Below are 18,415 nucleotides of genomic sequence, written 5' to 3'. Positions count from 1 at the left end.
TGAAAAATGTGCTCGTTTTTTTAAATTCTTAGAAGAACGAATATGTAAATCATTCGTTCTTTTTTTATCATTGAACAAAAACCATATACTATAAAAACAGAATAATTATATTCTAATAATTTAAATAAATTAAAAAATAATTAAAGGTCAAATAAAGCAGACGTATAAAACGATTACAGAACATTTAGTATTAACAGAAAATTTTAATAAGATAGTAAAATGAATATACAAATAACTTATTTATGTGTATAATATGAATTGTTAGAACTTATTTACTTTTTTAACTTTTTAGTGAAAGGGCTAACATTTTGGGGGAGGGTATAATACATGAAGAAAAAGGTGCCGATGCTACTTGCATCAACAGTAACAGTAAGTATGATTCTAGGAGCTTGCGGATATACAAAAGAAGACTCGCAAGCGAAAGCAAAAGGGGACACAAGTAGTGCAAAACAGGTGATTAACCTGGTTGAAACAGCTGAGCTTCCAACGATGGATACAACATTAACAACAGATGGAACATCTTCAAATGTAATGAACAATACAATGGAAGGGTTATATCGTCTTGGAAAAGATAATAAATTAGTTCCAGGTGTTGCTGAGTCGTATGAAAAATCAGCAGATGGAAAGAAATATACGTTTAAATTACGTAAAGATGCAAAATGGTCAAATGGTGACCCAGTAACCGCAAAAGATTTTGTGTATTCTTGGCAGCGAGCAGTAAATCCAGATACAACTGCAAAATCTGCTTACATAATGTTTGATGTGAAGAATGCAGAGAAAATCAATATGAAACAATTGCCGCCAGAACAATTAGGTGTAAAAGCAGTTGATAATTATACATTAGAAGTAGAACTAGACAATCCAGTTCCATATTTTGTAGATTTAACAGTATATCCGTTGTTCTATCCTCTTAATGAGAAATATGTGAAAGAACAAGGAACGAAGCACGGATTGGAAGCAAATACAACATTGTATAATGGACCATTTGTATTAAGTGAATGGAAGCATGAGCAAAGCTTCCAGTTAAAGAAAAACCCATCTTATTGGGATAATAAAACAGTCAAATTAGAGGAAATCAACTATAATATCGTAAAAGATACAGCAACAGCGGTAAATTTATATGAAACAAACGCAGTTGACCGTGTTTATTTATCGGCAGAATTTGTAGATAAATATAAAAAAGGTAGCGATTTTAAAACGACAAGCGATCCAACAGTATATTTCTTACGTTTAAATGAAAAAATCCAGCTTTAGCGAATAAAAATATTCGTAAAGCAATTTCCATGGGCTTTGAGCGCGAATCAATGGTAAACACACTATTGAATAACGGCTCAAAAGGAGCATACGGTTTAATTCCAGCTGACTTTGTTAAGGGGCCAAACGGAAAAGATTTCCGCAAAGAGAATGGAAACCTTGTAAAAGCTGATGCGAAAGAAGCGAAGAAGTATTGGGAAGCTGGTAAAAAAGAACTTGGAAAAGATACAATTGAATTATCGTTATTAAACTCTGATACAGAATTTGCAAAGAAAACAAGTGAGTATTTAAAAGGTGAATTAGAAAAGAATTTACCAGGCTTAAAAGTGAATATTAAAACACAACCTTTTGCGCAATTGTTAAAATTAGAGAGCAGCGGTGATTATGACATCTCATTTAGCGGTTGGGGACCAGATTACCCAGATGCAATGACATTCCTTGATATGTTTGTGACAAACGGTGCACAGAATAAAATGGGTTACTCAAATCCTAAGTATGATGAAATTATTACAAAAGGTAAACAAGATAGTTCAGACTTACAAGGTCGTTGGAACAATTTATTGAGTGCAGAGAAAATGTTATTCGACGATGCAGTTATTGCACCGATATACCAACGTGGAAGAGCGTATTTACAGCGTGAAACAATACAGGATATTTACATCAATAAATATGGTCCAGAGTTAAGCTTTAAGTGGGCTTCTGTAAGTAAGTAAAATGAATTTTTGATCCTAGAGGTTGCCTCGTCATTCTTTACGGATTATTAGTTGAATTAACGAGAGCTTTAAACTTGTTAGTTTAGAATAAAATAATAAGCATAAAAATGAAGCAGGATTCCAATCCTGCTTCATTTTTTAGTACGTATGTTTTTTATAAATACCTTTACCGCCAACTTTATTCCAACCAGCTTGCACTTCAGAGGATTTATCTACGAATTTCATTTTGTCTTTACCGCCAAACAATTTTTCTCCAATCCCATTTGTGATAATTCCGACTGTTGCGGTAATCCCAATGACTAATGCTGCAACGATTGCGAAATCAAGAAAAAATGCCCCCATATATAAGCCTCCTTTGTATATGTATATATGTATTGTATGTGAAAAAAGATAGAAAAGAAAGAATTGTCTGAAAAGATATACATGTTTTTATCCCGCATTAACGGGCAGTAAGACTTCCACTGATGGAAGTTTCACTTTATTTTTTACTGATAGCAATTGCTTAGAATCATAATACTTTTTATTCGTAAAGTGGATGAGCAAAATGATGTTAAATTGGATGGACCTTTTCGGGAAAATATCTCTTATTATAGAAGAGAAAGGTAGTATCTTTAAGTATATTGGTTATGTTCTTAAGCATAGAATGTGTCTTTTATATATAGTTACTAGGGAATGATCCCTTAGTATAGACAAATGTCCTCATCTAGAAAATGTAAAATTTTTCGGAAATCTATTTATTAGGTTTTCTGTTTAAATAGACTGATTTTAGAGAGGTGAAAACCAATGAAATTTGCATTTTTATTAGTCATTATTATTATAATTGGATCACTCCTTGGTACTGTATTAGTTGCAAGAAATACGGAGGAGAATTATGGTAACTCTACGAAGCAGAATGTGACTAATTTGTCTGTTATTTATATCGTACTTCTTTTAAGTCTTCTCATAGGAGTTACATGGTATGCGATTGTCATCTTGTAGTCTTACTGCTCGCGATTAGCGGGATAAAGGTTAGCGAATTCCTTTATTCCGCATTAACGGGCAGTAAGACCCACCTCAAGATTCAGAGAAAATCGAAGAAGATAGGTGGGAGATAACTGCTGGCATGCGCCCGATTGGTTCAACTAACCATCAGTGGGGGATGAAAAAATCCCTACTGATGGAAGTTTCACTTTATATTTTGACGGTGGTTTCGCAGGTAATCTTAATTATTAAATACAATCTCAGATTAGCCGTTGTCGAAGATATGATTCAAGAGTGCAATCAATAGAAAAATCGAAATCAAAAAATATTATTTTAGAGCGTAACGGAGATGATAAAATATGACGACCTGGTTTATACTTTCGTTGATTCTTATGTTTTCTATTAAATTAATAGTGACGAGTCTTCCAACCTCTGTTGTGGAATCGGTTGCCCAAAAATTTGAATTGCATCCAAAACTTAATGATGCGAATGTCACCGTAACCATCGACGGAAAATGCTTGGAAGGTGAAGACAAAATTCAAGTTATTAATCATTTTAACGAAGCGTTATTTTTAGAGAAATATTATTTTCCTCCAAATAGCAGTGGGACACCATTAATCATTGATACTAAAAGAGGCAAAAATGACGTTAGGTTTTCTGTGTATAGTTACGACGATCACGTTGATGTAGTCAAACAGTACAAGAAGAAAGTAGTTGCGTATAGTCTGCGTTCCAATAGCCTTCAAAAACATTCTGTGCTAGTAACAGGGGAGATGAATGAAACGACAGCTGGAGCGCTATAAGCATTTGCAAAGCTCCCATCTAAAATAGAAAGAAAAGGATTCCTAAACTATAGGGAATCCTTTTTTTATTAATATATGGAATTGTTTTAGATAAGTGGATGATTAAAATACTATAGAAGTGGATGGTTATTTTTTTGAGATGTTTGTTTATTATAAGAAGGGTAGTATTTTTAAATTTATTTTAATTATTCATGTCATTAAATTTATAAATAAAGAAATGATGATAAGGATGAAACGAAATGGAATGGAAACCCGATCGTGCGAATAAGAAGCCTGTCTACAAACAAATTGCAGACTATATTGAATATGGGATTTCTTCGGGAGAATTTTCACCAAATAGTATGTTACCTTCGGAACGTACTTTAGCAAAAGAGTTGCAAGTTAATCGCAGTACGATAGTATCTGCATATCAGGAGCTGCAGTCGCTCGGGGTAGTAGAGCGAAAAAAGGAAGCGGAACGCGTGTAAGTACAGATATATGGGGAATATCGCATAAACGCATCCCGAACTGGGGCCGATATGTAGAGGATGGCTCATTTCTCCCAAATTTGCCACTAGTTCAGCGAATTCGTACGGAAACTCAAAAGACGGATTTAATTAATTTAGCTGGTGGAGAATTGTCACCGGATTTGTTTCCAACCGATCAATTTCGTACCATTCTCTCAGAGCAAACATTTACAGGACATTTAGGTTATGATCATCCACAAGGCAATGAGATATTGAGGGAAACAATTTCTTGGCATGTTGATAACTATAAAAATATAGATGCTGATCCTTCTTCCATTCTTATTACGTCAGGTGCTCAACAAGCACTTCATCTTATTGTTCAATGCTTGCTTAAGCCGGGGGATGCTGTTGCTATTGAAGATCCATCTTATTGTTTTTCCCTTCCATTATTCCAATCTGCTGGGTTAAAAACATTTCATTTACCTATGGATCAACATGGCATTAATCCGGATGATATTATAGATTTACACAAAAAACATAGATTGCGAATGATATTTTTAAATCCCGATCATCATAATCCTACAGGAAGTGTTCTTTCATTGGCACGTCGTAAAAAGATTCTAGAATTGTCGTCCGATTTTGGTATACCTATTGTAGAAGATGATCCCTACAGCTTAACTTCTTTCAATGGAAAAGTAAATCCAACCTTAAAATCTATGGATTATAATGGAAATGTTTTATATGTTAGTTCATTATCGAAAATTGTAGCATCAGGATTACGAATTGGATGGATTATTGGACCTTCACAAGTAATTCAACGTCTGGCGGATGGGAAGCAGCAAGTGGATTTTGGACATAGTGTATTCCCTCAATGGGTGGCAAATCAATTTTTGAGATCGGAATATTTTAATGCTCATATTTGTATGCTTCGAAAACAACTCAAGCAGAGAAGGGATCAAATGACCTTAAGTCTTGATAAATTTTTAGGTAAACAAGTTGAATTTCTTGTTCCAGAAGGTGGCATCCATTTATGGTGTAAGATACCGAATTCAATTAATGAATATCATTTATTGGAAGAATCTATACGAAAGGGTATAGTCTTTGTTCCAGGGAGTATTTTTGGTTCGGAAAAAGGGTATGTGCGTTTTACTTTTGGAAGAGGAGACACAAACCTCATTCGTGAAGGTATTAAAAGATTCGCGGAGACAGTAAACAACATTCGATAATTATGTATATAAAAAGTAAAGCACGGAGAATGCTGTATACCGAAATGGTTGCATCACATATGTTTTATCATTATTCAAATTGTTACTGTGGAATGTGCGGGGCACAAACTTGGGTGGAAAAAGTAATAAAGTGGGGGATCTTACTGCCCGCGAATAGCGGGATAAATAGAAATGATTCATGTAAAGTTCATGAATCATTTTTATTTTAGATAAAAATAAAAAACGTTAACTACTTTATGTACGGGAAAACTAATCTTAATTTGCATAATACAGACTGAATATAAAGTGAAACTTCCATCAGTGGGGGTCTTACTGCCCGTTAGTGCGGGATAAACCGGTGATTCTCCATTCAAGTCTCTAAAATGGATGGGGAAACAAAGGGAAATTAGATAAATGAAGAGGTGGATGCTAAAAATGTGTTCTCAATCTAACACGCCATTGTTTACTGCACTTGTAGAACATGCAGAAAAAGAACCAATTCAATTCCATATTCCTGGTCATAAAAAAGGAAAAGGTATGGATCCTGAATTTAGAGAGTTTATTGGTGAAAACGCACTTGCGATAGATTTAATCAACATCGCTCCCTTAGATGATTTACATCAGCCAAAAGGAATCATCAAACAAGCGCAAGATCTGGCAGCTACAGCATTTGGTGCTGATCATACCTTCTTTTCTGTTCAAGGGACGAGCGGTGTGATTATGACAATGGTGATGAGTGTTTGCGGACCTGGTGATAAAATTCTTGTACCGCGCAATGTACACAAATCCATTATGAGCGGGATTATCTTCTCAGGTGCAATACCTATTTTCATCCATCCGGAGGTTGATCCGAATCTCGGTATTTCACACGGTATTACACCTGAATCCGTAGAAAAAGCGTTAGTACAGTATCCAGATGCCAAAGCTGTGCTTGTGATTAATCCTACCTATTTTGGGATCTCTGGCGATTTGAAAAAAATTGTGGACATCGCTCATGAACGTGATATTCCGGTTTTAGTAGACGAAGCACATGGGGCTCACATTCATTTTCACGATGAGCTGCCTCTTTCTGCTATGCAAGCAGGTGCTGATATGGCAGCGACAAGTGTGCATAAATTAGGAAGTTCACTGACGCAAAGTTCCATTTTAAATGTGCAAGGAAGTCGTGTCTCACCGAAGCATGTACAAACGATTTTAAGTATGTTAACGACGACATCCACTTCTTATATCTTGCTTGCTTCTTTGGATGTGGCAAGAAAACGATTAGCGACTGAGGGACAAGCTTTATTGGAACGTACGATTCGTTTAGCAGAGCAAACACGTGCCGAAATTAATGAAATTGACTATTTGTACTGCGCTGGTCGTGAAATTTTAGGAACGAACGCTGCGGTTGCTATGGATCCAACAAAACTTTTGATTTCGGTAAAAGAGCTTGGCATTACTGGGTACGATGTAGAAAAATGGCTCCGTGAAAAATTTAATATTGAAGTCGAGCTTTCTGACCTATATAACATTCTTTGTATCATTACACCTGGTGATACCGATGAGGACCTAGCAAAACTTATACATGCCTTGAAAGAACTGTCGGCCACATTTCAAGATCAGGCTGATCTCAATATAAATACTTCTGTGTTATTGCCGGACATCCCGGTGCTGGCGTTAACACCGCGTGATGCCTTTTATGCCGAAACGGAAATGATCCCATTTGAAGAATCGGTTGGAAGAATCATCGCTGAATTTGTCATGGTGTATCCACCAGGCATCCCTATTTTCATTCCTGGCGAGATTATTACGGAAGAAAACCTTATATATACAAGAAAGAATAAAGAAGCAGGTCTTCCTGTACAAGGTGCTGAGGATTATGAGATGAAATCGTTACGTGTCATAAAAGAACATCGTCCTATAAAATAAGTGTGAGCGGCATTGTCCTAGCTATAATAGTTACACAAGGGGATTTTTAATAAAGTCAATGCAGGTTGAAGGCGTCCTAGTCAAGTGCTAAGACGTCTTTTTGTTTTTTAGAATGTGAAATTCAAGTATAGTGCCTATGTAAATATGTATGTAGACAGAAGGAATGTAGTTTGATAAAATAAATAAGAACAAATGTTCCTATCAGTTGAATACACATATTTTTCTTACAAAATACACATCGGATACATAACTTTTATGTATATTATGAAGAAAATTTACTGTATATTTCTTTCTTGTTCTATTGTATAATGATTATAGAAGTTACTTATTTAAAGTAATTGTTTTTTTAGAAAGGTTCGCTTGCAAGTTTTGAAATTCCTTATTTTTAGACAAGTAGTCATAAGCGATACAAAATTTGTTTGAACATAATTATGAAAATGTGAAATAGTACAGAATGTGTACTTTTTTAAGGAGAGTGAGTAATGTATGGTAATACTATATAGTTCTCCAAGTTGTACGTCTTGTAGAAAAGCGAAATTATGGTTAGAGGAAAACCATATTCCTTATACAGAACGTAATATTTTCTCTGATCCATTATCGATTGAGGAAATTAAAGAGATTTTACGTATGACAGAAAGTGGAACAGATGAAATTATTTCAACTCGTTCCAAAGTGTTTCAGGAATTGAATATTAATTTAGAATCTTTACCTCTTCAAGATTTATATAAGCTTATTCGTGATTACCCAGGTATTCTTCGTCGTCCTATTATGATTGATGAAAAACGCCTACAAGTTGGTTATAACGAAGATGAAATTCGCCGCTTTTTACCACGTACAGTGAGAACATTTCAATTACGCGAAGCGCAACGTCTTGTAAATTAATATAATATGAAAAGGAGCTGATTCCCAATTCTGCTTTAGCGGAATGTGGGCCATTAGCTCCTTTTTTTGTACGAATAAAACATGTCGTATTTTGCTAAAAGGAGATAACATTTACATAATTCTTGTTATCGAAAGTTATGCTTCCAGTCTTTTTTCTAAAAAATGTTGGCGGAATCCTTTTGGGTAATCCTCAATGAGACCAAATTCTTTATAGCCATGTTTTTTGTAAAATTTAGGAGCTTGGAAACTGAAAGTATCAAGTATAATAAGTCTACATTTCTTCTCTTTTGCAACCTCTTCCATTTTATGTAGTAACTTAGTTCCGTATCCTTTATGGCGTAATTGATTATCTACCCATAGATAATCAATATGCATGTGACGCCAAAAGATGGTTCCTGTTATACCACCTATTATGTTTCCTTCTTCGTCTCTTACCACAAGGCTTACATTCTCAGAAGGAGATTTTACTTCATCTGGTAGTTGTGAAGTATTATATTCTATAACCTTCTGTCTAATGTAATTACTATCTTCTTGGTTCCATTGTCGGATTATTTGCATGAAAATTCCCTTTTTCTTTTTTAAAATCTTTATGCAAAAATGTATACATAACGATTTTATGAAGTATGCTTTCTCAGAATGGTCCTTATTGCCCATATAAAAATCGTATATTTACTATTTAGTCTAATACTTTATTTTAATAAAAATTTTCTTCATGAAAGAAACTGAGTCATCAGTCTAAATCTTTATTTTACTAAAGTAGAAAAATAAGAATAGGGAAATCTAATTAGACCAACGATGCTCAGTCAAAAACATTTTTATAACAGGACACCCGGCGTCTGAGTAGTTGAACTTCATGTATTTCGCAGCTTTACTTGGTTTACAAGAATTCCAACGAGTAATACTGCAATCGTGAAGAGAACGGGAATACTTGCTGTGAAAAATGGATTCTTCTCGAAAAATGATGTGAAAAATTTTTCATGTGCTACCATATTACCCGCTGTGTAAGCTAAGATAGCAGCACCAATATAAACGAGAAGAGGAAATCTTTCCATGCATAATAAAATGAGTTTACTTCCCCAAATGATAATAGGAATAGAAATGAGTAATCCGATAACAACTAATGCAATATTTCCATGTGCAGCCCCGGCGATTGCAAGTACATTATCGAATCCCATAACAAGGTCTGCGAAAACGATTGTTCGTACGGCTTGAAATAAGGTTGTCTTTGCCTTAATACTAGAAAGATCATGATTGTTATCTGTGAGCAGATTGATTGCGATGAGAGTAAGTAAAATCCCGCCAGTTAATTGTAAAAATGGAATGTTAAGCAAATAAACGGCAAGTACTGTGAGGAAGATACGTAGTACGATGGCTAAACCAGTTCCTAAAACAATCGCTTTATTTCGCTCTGTTTCTGGTAAATTGCGACTTGCGAGTGCGATGACAATCGCGTTGTCACCACCTAGTACAATGTCGATACCAACGATTATAAGGATGGATGAGAGAAAGTCTAAATCCATTCAGTTTGCCTCCGTTTGTTCTGTCCTAATAGACAGAAACACTGCCTATTAGAATCAGATTTGTTTTAGTTAGAATCATTATGTAAGAAAAGGATTGTGATTAATATGAACGGTAAATGTATTGTAAATTAGAGAAGAAGAAATGTCTTTTTTAGTTTGTTTCGTTTACATCATATGCAGGAAAAAAGAATATAGGACAATCATTTACATGAATAACATGTCCAATGCCTTTCTTGAAATATGGAGGAGTCATTATTTCGTCAAGGAGCGTACTTTATCAAATAAAAAATTAGGTAAATGACTGTTTTTTTTAAAAATATGGTGATTTTATTTCCATTCTGGAGCATCTTATCATAAAATGAGAGTACAAGATTCTAACTTTTTTTGTAATATGATTGGGGAATCCCTTCATAACCATTCCAAATAGGAAGGGAGAGGTACATTTTGGATATTGAAAGAGTTAATGATCATACGATGAAATTTTATATCTCGTACATTGATATAGAAGACCGTGGATTTAACCGTGAAGAGATTTGGTATAACCGCGATAAAAGTGAACAACTATTTTGGGAAATGATGGATGAAGTGCGTGACCATGACGACTTTTTTATTGATGGACCGCTTTGGATTCAAGTTCAAGCACTTGAAAAAGGAATTGAAGTACTTGTGACGAAAGCGCAGCTTTCGAAAGACGGACAAAAATTAGAATTACCAATTGGCCTCGATAAAATTATCGATATTCCCCTTGATGAGCGAATTGAATCGTTATTTGAACAGGAAATAGAAGAAGAAACCGGAGCGATTTTTAATGAAGATGGTATATTCGGTTTTTTAATTAAATTCGACGATTTTGAGCATGTTATTTCATTAAGTCATCGACTTATATTTGAAGAGATAAAAGATGAATTATATTCATTTGAAGACCGCTATTATCTATATGTCGAATTTGATGAGGTAGTGCACGATGAAGAGGAGATTGACCGTATTTTAAGTGTAATATTAGAATATGGAGAAGAATCCGCTTTAACGATTCATCGCGTTCATGAATACGGAAAGCAAATTGTTTCTGAAAATGCACTTGAAACAATTCGTAATCATTTTTCTCCTGGAATGTAGGCCGATTTCTTTACACTGAAATCGGCTTTTTAAATGTGGATATACTAAAAGGGATTGTATGTAAGGGGGGCGGATATGAAAAATATATTGAAGCTATTTTTCTTTTTGATTGGTTTATTCGTTGTGTTTATTTCGTTACGTCTATTTATTGATGTAACATTTTATTCAGATGTAATTGGGATTAAAGATATTTCATTTTTGGGAATTTTAAGTACACTATTTACGATATCAGCATTTCTAATTGGATCTGTGATTTTTTTAGAAAATCGTAATCCCTCGAAAACATTAACTTGGTTAATTGTGCTTGGGATTTTTCCGGTAGTAGGTTTTTTTGCATATCTTCTATTTGGACAAAATTTTCGGAGAAAACGAATGTTTCAAAAGAAGGCGCTTTTAGACGAGCAGGCGTTTTTACAGTATAAAGGGCATGAGTATTATCATGACCGTATATTGAAAAAACATGAACATCAAGAATTATTGTTTCGGCTAGCAGATCGTCTTGGGGCATTAAATATTTCTTTTCATACGGAAACGAAAGTATTAACAAATGGGGAAGAGACATTTCAAACAATTTTAGATGGATTGAAAAAGGCCAAGCATCATATTCATATGGAATATTACATTGTACGTGATGATAAAATTGGTACAAAAATTAAAGACATTCTCATCCAAAAAGCAAAAGAAGGCGTGGCAGTTCGATTTTTATACGATGCAGTAGGGAGTTTTAAACTGTCAAAAACATATATTGAGGAGTTAAATAATGCAGGTGTTGAGATGGTACCGTTTTTTCCTGTCCGCTTTCCCATTTTAAATGACAAAATTAACTATCGAAATCACCGGAAAATTATTGTCATTGATGGAAATGAAGGCTTCGTTGGCGGTTTAAACATTGGAGATGAATATTTAGGAGAAAATAAATATTTTGGATTTTGGCGAGATACTCATCTATATTTACGAGGTGAAGCGGTACAAAGTTTGCAACTTATCTTTTTACAAGATTGGTTTTACATGACAGGTGAAGCGGTATTAACATCAGACTATGTACAGGTCGATATCGTAGAGGGAGATGGACAGGGGGCGTGCAGCTCGTTGCGGGCGGACCTGATAGTAAATGGGAAACGATTAAGCATTTATATTTTGCGATGATTGCTTCAGCAAGGAAATCAATTTGGATTGCGACGCCATATTTTATTCCAGATGATGATATTTTATCAGCATTAAAAGTAGCGGCCTTAGCAGGTATTGATGTTCGCTTGTTAATGCCGAGCAAACCGGATAAGAGGACTGTATTTTATGCGTCTCGTTCTTATTTTCCAGAATTATTAGAGGCAGGCGTAAAAATATATGAATATGAAAAAGGTTTTTTACACAGCAAGGTTGTGATTGTTGATTCTGATTTGGCATCAATTGGAACAGCAAATATGGATATGAGAAGTTTTCATTTGAATTTTGAGGTGAATGCCTTTTTATATGATACAAACAGTATTCGCAAGCTTGTGGCAGACTTTGAAGAAGATTTGCAGGTATCAAATGAAATTTATGTTGATCGCTTTAAGAACCGCCACCTTGTGATGCGGATTGTGGAATCGACATATCGGTTATTGTCTCCTTTACTCTAAAGACTCATGGAAATGAGTCTTTTTTCATTACAGCAGGAATTCGCTCGTCATTGTAGAATAGTCCATACGGAAGAAAGGAAGTGATTTGATGTTTGTTGCAAAGAGAGAAAATGGGGAAGAAATTCATCTTCTTCATGGATGGAAGGAAAAACAGCTCACTATGTTACGGAAGAACGAGCACTTTTTCTGCCCCATTTGTCACTTAGAAGTACAGCTAAAACTGGGAAAACAAAAACAATGGCATTTCGCTCATAAAAAATCACATAACTGTAAAATCGAGCTTGAAAATGAATCGGCGTATCACTTACGGGGAAAAGAACAGTTATACAGATGGCTTCAGTCACAAGTTTGTTCTATCAAAATCGAGCATTATTTGGCCACGATTCAGCAGCGACCTGATTTGTTTGTAACAATTGGTAATCGACAAATCGCTATTGAATATCAATGTGCAACTTTATCAGCAGAGCAGCTGTTAAAACGAACGGAAGGGTATTGGAAAGAAGGGATTCAAATATTATGGATCTTGGGAGGAAATCAGTTAAAACGTCATGCAACATATTGGATGTCGCTTTCTTCTTTTCATTCCTGCTGTGTGCAGTATCATTCAAACCCTTATCTCCTTTATTTTTGTCCTGATGCAAAAGCTTTTTTAAATGCAATCTTCTTTTACCTTTTTCCTCGTCTATCGTTTTTTCACATGCAATTTATTTTCCGCTTCATACGACTACATTAACAACTCTTCTTACAACATCACCTATATCAATCCAATGTTTAGAAAAAGAGTGGATGAATAAAAAACAGCGCCTCCGTGCAAATGGTATTCATATGTGGAAGCGAAGTGAGCGCTCCTTTTTAGAGCTTCTTTATCATCATCATATATCCCCATCTTGTTTTCCTGCTGAAATTGGTGTCCCTTTACCATCGCTCCTAGCATTTCGTACTCATTCTTTCATATGGCAAGCTTACATTTTAATTGAGCTACTAGGCAAATTTACGGTAGGAGAATATTTTTCGTTGCATACCATTTTTCATTATGTTGAGAGGCATAGAGCGATTCATAGACGGTTACTACCGTATTTTCCGCAAGCATTTTGGCAACAGGCAGTGAGAGAATATATGCAGTTTTTATGTTTGATTGGAAAGATTGAGCAAGTTGATGTTTACAAATATCGAAAAGTACGATGTTTTTTTGTGCCAAAAACAGAAAAAGAGATACAGAAGTTTGATCGCTTATTTTTAGCAGAGGCCCTTATGCTTGTGGAAGCAAAGTATAACATGAGTCAAGAGAAAACGGATATAATAAAAAAGTACCCAGAAGGAATTGTATAAGAAGAATCGAATTGTACTAGGAGATATGAATAAGGAGGGTTTACACATGGCTGAACAAAAAAAGTAAGAGCATTGCCAGCACGTAGTGAAGTTGAAGTAGAAAACACGTGGCGCTTAGAAGATATTTTCCAAACGGATGCAGAGTGGGAAACGGAATTTCAAGCGGTGAAAGAGTTACTACCAAAACTTACAGAATTTAAAGGGAAGCTTGGAGAATCGGCAAATGCGTTGTTAGAAACGTTGCAGTATGAAGATGAAGTATCGATGCGTCTTGGTAAATTGTATACATACGCACATATGCGCTACGACCAAGATACAACAAATTCATCTTATCAAGCGTTAAATGACCGTGCAACAAGCTTATATTCACAAGTATCAAGTAGTATGGCGTACATTGTGCCGGAAATTTTAACGATTTCAGAAGAGACATTGCGCTCATTTTTACAAGAAAATAAAGAGTTAAAAGTATATGAGCATGCATTAGAGGAAATTACACGTCAGCGTCCTCACGTATTATCAGAAGCAGAAGAAGCGTTATTAGCTCAGGCTTCTGAAGTTATGGGCGCATCTAGTAATACATTTGGTATATTAAATAACGCCGACTTGAAGTTTCCATCTATTCAAGATGAAAATGGAGAAGAGGTAGAAGTGACTCATGGCCGCTACATTCAATTTTTAGAAAGTGATGATCCTCGTGTTCGCCATGATGCCTTTCATACTGTATATGAAACGTATGGGAAATATAAGAATACATTTGCAAGCACATTAAATGGTGCAATTAAACGAAATAATTTTTATGGGAATGTTCGTAAGTATGATTCTGCTCGCCAAGCTGCACTGAGCAATAATAATATTCCTGAGTCTGTTTATGATCAGCTTGTGGAAACAGTAAATGAAAACTTACATTTATTACATCGTTACATCGATATCCGTAAACGAGCACTTGGATTAGAAGAATTGCACATGTACGATTTATATACACCGCTCGTACCGGAAGTGAAAATGAACGTAACATATAAAGAAGCGCAAGATATGTTATTACAATCATTAAATGTACTTGGGGAAGAGTATGTTGATATTTTAAAAGAAGCTTACGAAAATCGCTGGGTAGATGTATATGAAAATAAAGGGAAGCGAAGCGGTGCTTATTCATCTGGTGCTTATGGAACAAATCCATACGTTTTAATGAACTGGCATGATAATGTAAATAATTTATTTACGCTTGCTCACGAATTTGGTCATTCTGTGCATAGTTACTATACAAGAAAAACGCAGCCTTATGTGTACGGTGATTATTCAATTTTCGTTGCGGAGGTAGCGTCTACATGTAATGAAGCACTTCTAAATGATTATTTATTAAAAACGACAGATGATAAGAAGAAGCGTCTATACTTATTAAATCATTATTTAGAAGGTTTCCGAGGTACAGTATTCCGTCAAACAATGTTTGCTGAGTTTGAACACGTTATTCATCAAAAAGTGCAAGAAGGTCATGCAGTAACACCAGATATGTTAACGGAAATTTACTATGAGCTAAATAAAAAGTATTTCGGTGATAGTTTAGTCATCGATAAAGAAATTGGTTTAGAGTGGTCTCGTATTCCGCATTTCTATTACAATTATTATGTATATCAATATGCAACAGGCTTTAGTGCAGCAACTGCCCTATCAAAACAAATTTTAGAAGAAGGTCAGCCAGCAGTAGAACGTTACATTAATGAGTTCTTGAAAGCGGGAAGCTCTGACTATCCGATTGAAGTATTGAAAAAAGCTGGTGTTGATATGACGTCATCAGAGCCTGTAAAAGAAGCAATGCAAGTATTTGAAGAGAAATTAAATGAATTAGAAGCACTTCTATTTGAAGAGAAGTAGAGGAAAAACGAGAGTCGTATGACTCTCGTTTTTGTTTAAAATCCTTTAAATCGCTTTTGGTTATTGAGGTATGATACAGCCAATACGATTGCTCCAAATAAAAGGGGAAGTGATAAAATTAGTGGGAATACTTGTAACAATGATAGGACGTATAAACAAAAGAAGAGGAAAACGATACAAATAAATAATAAAAAATGGGATTTTTTCAATGGAAACCCTCCTATAAAGTGAAACTTCCATCAGTGGGTTTTTTCCCCACTGATGGTTAGTTGAACCAATCGGGCGCATGCCAGCGGTTATCCCCCACCTATCTTCTTCGAGTTCCTCACAATCTTGAGATGGAGGTCTTACTGCCCGTGAATAGCGGGACAAATACTCTTTATATACTATATTCCGAAATGAAAACGTTTAGAATGTGACAAAAATGTGAAATTCGACAAAAAGGGTTGTCATCTGACGTCGAATCTTGTAATATAATAAACGTGAACGAATTCACATACAAACATATACCCCTTTGTTTGAACGTGAAATTTCTCCCATCCCCTTTAATATTTTTATAAGCCGTAAAGAAAACGACCTGGTGTTTTACACCAGGTCGTTTTCTTTTGTAATCCATTTCCAATAACGCTCTCGTTTTGTATCAACCATGCGTACTTTTCTTTTCAGTAGCAATTTTTTCATTTCTCGTTCTATTTCAGTTTGAGAGTAATTATAAATAAAGGCAATTTCTTTTGTTGACATAAACTGAACTTGCTCTAGTAATACTTCTAAAGAAGGAAGTGGTTGTGGTTCAATTTCTTCTTTTACAATTTCTTTTAATACTTGTACATACACATCGTAAGAATAAATACCAGCAATTTTAATTCCTTCTTCATTAGAATTAGCATGAAAGAAAACAAGAGAAGGGATTTCTGTAATGTGCATTTCATTTGTAAATTTCAAATCACATTGAAATGCTTTTGCGGCACTGACAGAATGTAAATCCTGTTTAAATTCTTCAATATCAATTCCGCTTTGTTTCGCGCATATAAGCAGCATATCTATATCTGGCTTTGATATATTTTCAAGCAAAATGGATTCTTGAAGTTTTCGTAAAAATTTCGAACCTGCTTTTCGACCTTGTAATTCTGCCGCCTTTATGGCAAGTGAAGTTATATACGGAGTTGATGAAGCCCCATGCGTATATACTTTTCCGTCGCAAGAAAATCCGTGTAAACTTGTTGTTTTTTCCCACACAAATCGAATATTAGCAGGTTTATTCCATTTGTGTGATGGGGAGATGGCCCCTTCTACCTTACCGGTAACAATGTGACGGAGTGAAAAATATTTTCCATATTCGAGCCATAGTTTAATCATCAATGGCTCGATGTCCCAACAATCTTTGCAAAGTGGATCAATAAATAAATATGCTTCTACAGACTTAGGCTCACATTTGGAAGGCGAGATTGATGCAATATGTTTTGCTTCCTGTTTTTCCATTAAGCTTCACCTGTTTCGGGAGTATTGACCATGTGCTGCGCCGTTAACGTCAAACGTTCAAATACAAAATCACGAATCGGTCCGTGTACATCGGTATCATCCATCGCTTGCTCCATACACGAGAGCCAAGCTTTTGCGCGTTTCGGTGTAATTTCGAACGGCAGATGACGAGCACGTAACATTGGGTGACCATGTTCTTCTGTATAAAGGTTTGGTCCTCCTAAATATTGTGTTAAAAATTGTTTTTGCTTCCTAGCAGTTTCTGTTAAATCGTCTGGGAAGATGGGAGATAAGTCAGGGTGTTTACTGACATAGGAATAAAATGTATCGACTAATTTTGCAATGCCTTGTTCACCGCCAATTGCTTCAAATGGTGTCGTTGGTTGCTTGTTCATCCTTGTAACTCCTTTTTCCATCAAATGTATATCTATCCCGCTACTTGTAGGCAGTAAGATCTCCACCTCAATTTCATGAGAAATCATTCAAAGGAGATAGGGGCTAACTGCGAACTGTGCCCGAATGGTTCAACTAACCATCAGTGGGACAAAGCGTCCACTGATGGAGGTTTGACTTTATTGTAGCAACGGATTGTCACGAAGAGCAAATAAATAGCTCTTAATCAACCCTTTGCTAGTTTATTGTTCTTTTTGGCCCTTGGCAAGAAAAAAGCGTTGCACTTTGTTTTTTGTATGTCTGATAGGAATATTATGTTCTTTTAATAAAGAAGCAAATGCTGCTTGTCCAGCCTGTTCATCGCTTACTTCGTATTCAAGTTCATAATCATCATGTTCGTAATAAAAACTATGATCGAATACGAGGGTACCGCCATCAAATGTTGTTTCTGCTCGCTCTGTTGTTAAGCTTCCCATGTATTGTAATGAAGAAACAGGAATTTGTAGGGTTTCTAATTGCTTGGAAACAGCTCCCTTGATTAACTTATTTGTTTCAATCATTATTTTAGCTTCTTCTTCTGTTAAGCTTTGATGCGTCTCTAATAATCCAACCTCTGCCGGTTGTTTTAGTGTTAGTGTATAAGTATTATTTTTACAACGAATACGAAGTGCAGAGCCAGCATTTTTTAATGAAAATGTAGGCGTTTCGAAATAGTGATTTACTTGTTTTGCGAATGTTGTAATAGCAAATGCCTGACATAAAGAATGGAATTCCTCTTTTGTGACCATGTTTTTAAATTCGATTTCAATTTCTTGTTGCATATGCGCTCTCCTTTTGTGAAATATCTGGTACTCATTATCGCTTTTTCCTAAATTTCATTCAATGTTTTATTTGTTTCGTTGTATGTTATGTT

Annotated in this window: 12 protein-coding genes and 4 pseudogenes; 10 read left to right on the top strand and 6 right to left on the bottom strand. The window is 35.3% G+C overall.

Features of this window, described 5'->3' with window-relative positions; all coding sequences use genetic code 11:
- Positions 1-327: 327 nt before the first annotated feature.
- A pseudogene (locus ACEWFJ_RS18765) lies at positions 328-1,967 on the top strand (peptide ABC transporter substrate-binding protein).
- Positions 1,968-2,105: 138 nt separating this feature from the next.
- Here ACEWFJ_RS18765 and ACEWFJ_RS18760 read toward each other — a convergent pair.
- Complete coding sequence (locus tag ACEWFJ_RS18760) at positions 2,106-2,309, bottom strand: hypothetical protein (protein WP_098306190.1); 204 nt, start codon at positions 2,307-2,309, stop codon at positions 2,106-2,108.
- A 441-nt stretch (positions 2,310-2,750) separates the two neighbouring features.
- On the opposite strand from ACEWFJ_RS18760, the gene ACEWFJ_RS18755 reads away from it, so the two are divergent.
- The 5 genes and pseudogenes from ACEWFJ_RS18755 (at position 2,751) to spx (ending at position 8,174) form a co-directional block, all read left to right on the top strand.
- On the top strand, positions 2,751-2,945 hold the full coding sequence (locus ACEWFJ_RS18755; RefSeq protein WP_098306192.1) for a hypothetical protein: 195 nt from the start codon (positions 2,751-2,753) through the stop codon (positions 2,943-2,945).
- Positions 2,946-3,286: 341 nt separating this feature from the next.
- Complete coding sequence (locus ACEWFJ_RS18750) at positions 3,287-3,730, top strand: YfmQ family protein (protein WP_473689503.1); 444 nt, start codon at positions 3,287-3,289, stop codon at positions 3,728-3,730.
- 239 nt (positions 3,731-3,969) lie between these two features.
- Positions 3,970-5,402 (top strand): annotated as a pseudogene (gene pdxR, locus ACEWFJ_RS18745) (MocR-like pyridoxine biosynthesis transcription factor PdxR).
- A 414-nt stretch (positions 5,403-5,816) separates the two neighbouring features.
- Positions 5,817-7,292 (top strand): aminotransferase class I/II-fold pyridoxal phosphate-dependent enzyme, encoded by a 1,476-nt coding sequence (locus ACEWFJ_RS18740; protein WP_473692590.1) that lies wholly within the window; start codon positions 5,817-5,819, stop codon positions 7,290-7,292.
- 486 nt (positions 7,293-7,778) lie between these two features.
- A complete protein-coding gene (gene spx, locus ACEWFJ_RS18735; RefSeq protein ID WP_473689502.1) occupies positions 7,779-8,174 on the top strand; it encodes a transcriptional regulator Spx in 396 nt (131 codons plus the stop codon).
- A gap of 135 nt (positions 8,175-8,309) precedes the next feature.
- Here the strand turns inward: spx and ACEWFJ_RS18730 are convergent, their stop codons facing one another.
- The gene (locus ACEWFJ_RS18730) at positions 8,310-8,732 is read right to left on the bottom strand and encodes a GNAT family N-acetyltransferase (protein ID WP_473689501.1); all 423 of its coding nucleotides are present in this window, start codon (positions 8,730-8,732) and stop codon (positions 8,310-8,312) included.
- A gap of 293 nt (positions 8,733-9,025) precedes the next feature.
- Positions 9,026-9,694 (bottom strand): TerC family protein, encoded by a 669-nt coding sequence (locus ACEWFJ_RS18725; protein WP_473689500.1) that lies wholly within the window; start codon positions 9,692-9,694, stop codon positions 9,026-9,028.
- A 444-nt stretch (positions 9,695-10,138) separates the two neighbouring features.
- Here ACEWFJ_RS18725 and mecA point away from each other — a divergent pair, with 444 nt between their 5' ends.
- The 4 genes and pseudogenes from mecA (at position 10,139) to pepF (ending at position 15,630) form a co-directional block, all read left to right on the top strand.
- Positions 10,139-10,810, top strand: coding sequence for an adaptor protein MecA (gene mecA / locus ACEWFJ_RS18720; RefSeq protein WP_473689499.1), 672 nt, complete (start codon positions 10,139-10,141; stop codon positions 10,808-10,810).
- Between the two features lie 75 nt (positions 10,811-10,885).
- Positions 10,886-12,429 (top strand): annotated as a pseudogene (gene cls, locus ACEWFJ_RS18715) (cardiolipin synthase).
- 88 nt (positions 12,430-12,517) lie between these two features.
- Positions 12,518-13,758: pseudogene (locus ACEWFJ_RS18710) on the top strand (competence protein CoiA).
- Between the two features lie 72 nt (positions 13,759-13,830).
- Complete coding sequence (pepF, locus tag ACEWFJ_RS18705; RefSeq protein WP_473689498.1) at positions 13,831-15,630, top strand: oligoendopeptidase F; 1,800 nt, start codon at positions 13,831-13,833, stop codon at positions 15,628-15,630.
- Between the two features lie 585 nt (positions 15,631-16,215).
- On the opposite strand, the gene ACEWFJ_RS18700 is transcribed toward pepF, so the two are convergent.
- From ACEWFJ_RS18700 to ACEWFJ_RS18690, 3 genes are all read right to left on the bottom strand, one after another.
- On the bottom strand, positions 16,216-17,109 hold the full coding sequence (locus tag ACEWFJ_RS18700) for a ClpXP adapter SpxH family protein (protein ID WP_429708388.1): 894 nt from the start codon (positions 17,107-17,109) through the stop codon (positions 16,216-16,218).
- Complete coding sequence (locus ACEWFJ_RS18695; RefSeq protein ID WP_429708390.1) at positions 17,109-17,504, bottom strand: globin domain-containing protein; 396 nt, start codon at positions 17,502-17,504, stop codon at positions 17,109-17,111. Before ACEWFJ_RS18695 ends, ACEWFJ_RS18700 begins: the two co-directional genes overlap by 1 nt.
- Positions 17,505-17,744: 240 nt before the next feature.
- Entirely contained in the window at positions 17,745-18,323 is a 579-nt protein-coding gene (locus ACEWFJ_RS18690; protein ID WP_429708392.1) for a CYTH domain-containing protein, read from the bottom strand.
- Between the last annotated feature and the right edge of the window lie 92 nt (positions 18,324-18,415).

It is taken from the genome of Bacillus sp. EA-CB0995 (assembly GCF_055814245.1).
Note: the sequence above shows the minus strand (reverse complement) of the source record. Positions and strands in the feature narration are given on the sequence as shown.

Bases quoted from the DNA above. Each gene is read 5' to 3' on its own strand.
- ACEWFJ_RS18730 (WP_473689501.1), bottom strand. From the start codon at position 8,732: ATGCAAATAATCCGACAATGGAACCAAGAAGATAGTAATTACATTAGA.
- ACEWFJ_RS18725 (WP_473689500.1), bottom strand. From the start codon at position 9,694: ATGGATTTAGACTTTCTCTCATCCATCCTTATAATCGTTGGTATCGAC.
- ACEWFJ_RS18695 (WP_429708390.1), bottom strand. From the start codon at position 17,504: ATGAACAAGCAACCAACGACACCATTTGAAGCAATTGGCGGTGAACAA.
- ACEWFJ_RS18750 (WP_473689503.1), top strand. From the start codon at position 3,287: ATGACGACCTGGTTTATACTTTCGTTGATTCTTATGTTTTCTATTAAA.
- ACEWFJ_RS18700 (WP_429708388.1), bottom strand. From the start codon at position 17,109: ATGGAAAAACAGGAAGCAAAACATATTGCATCAATCTCGCCTTCCAAA.
- ACEWFJ_RS18755 (WP_098306192.1), top strand. From the start codon at position 2,751: ATGAAATTTGCATTTTTATTAGTCATTATTATTATAATTGGATCACTC.
- spx (WP_473689502.1), top strand. From the start codon at position 7,779: ATGGTAATACTATATAGTTCTCCAAGTTGTACGTCTTGTAGAAAAGCG.
- ACEWFJ_RS18760 (WP_098306190.1), bottom strand. From the start codon at position 2,309: ATGGGGGCATTTTTTCTTGATTTCGCAATCGTTGCAGCATTAGTCATT.
- ACEWFJ_RS18690 (WP_429708392.1), bottom strand. From the start codon at position 18,323: ATGCAACAAGAAATTGAAATCGAATTTAAAAACATGGTCACAAAAGAG.
- ACEWFJ_RS18740 (WP_473692590.1), top strand. From the start codon at position 5,817: ATGTGTTCTCAATCTAACACGCCATTGTTTACTGCACTTGTAGAACAT.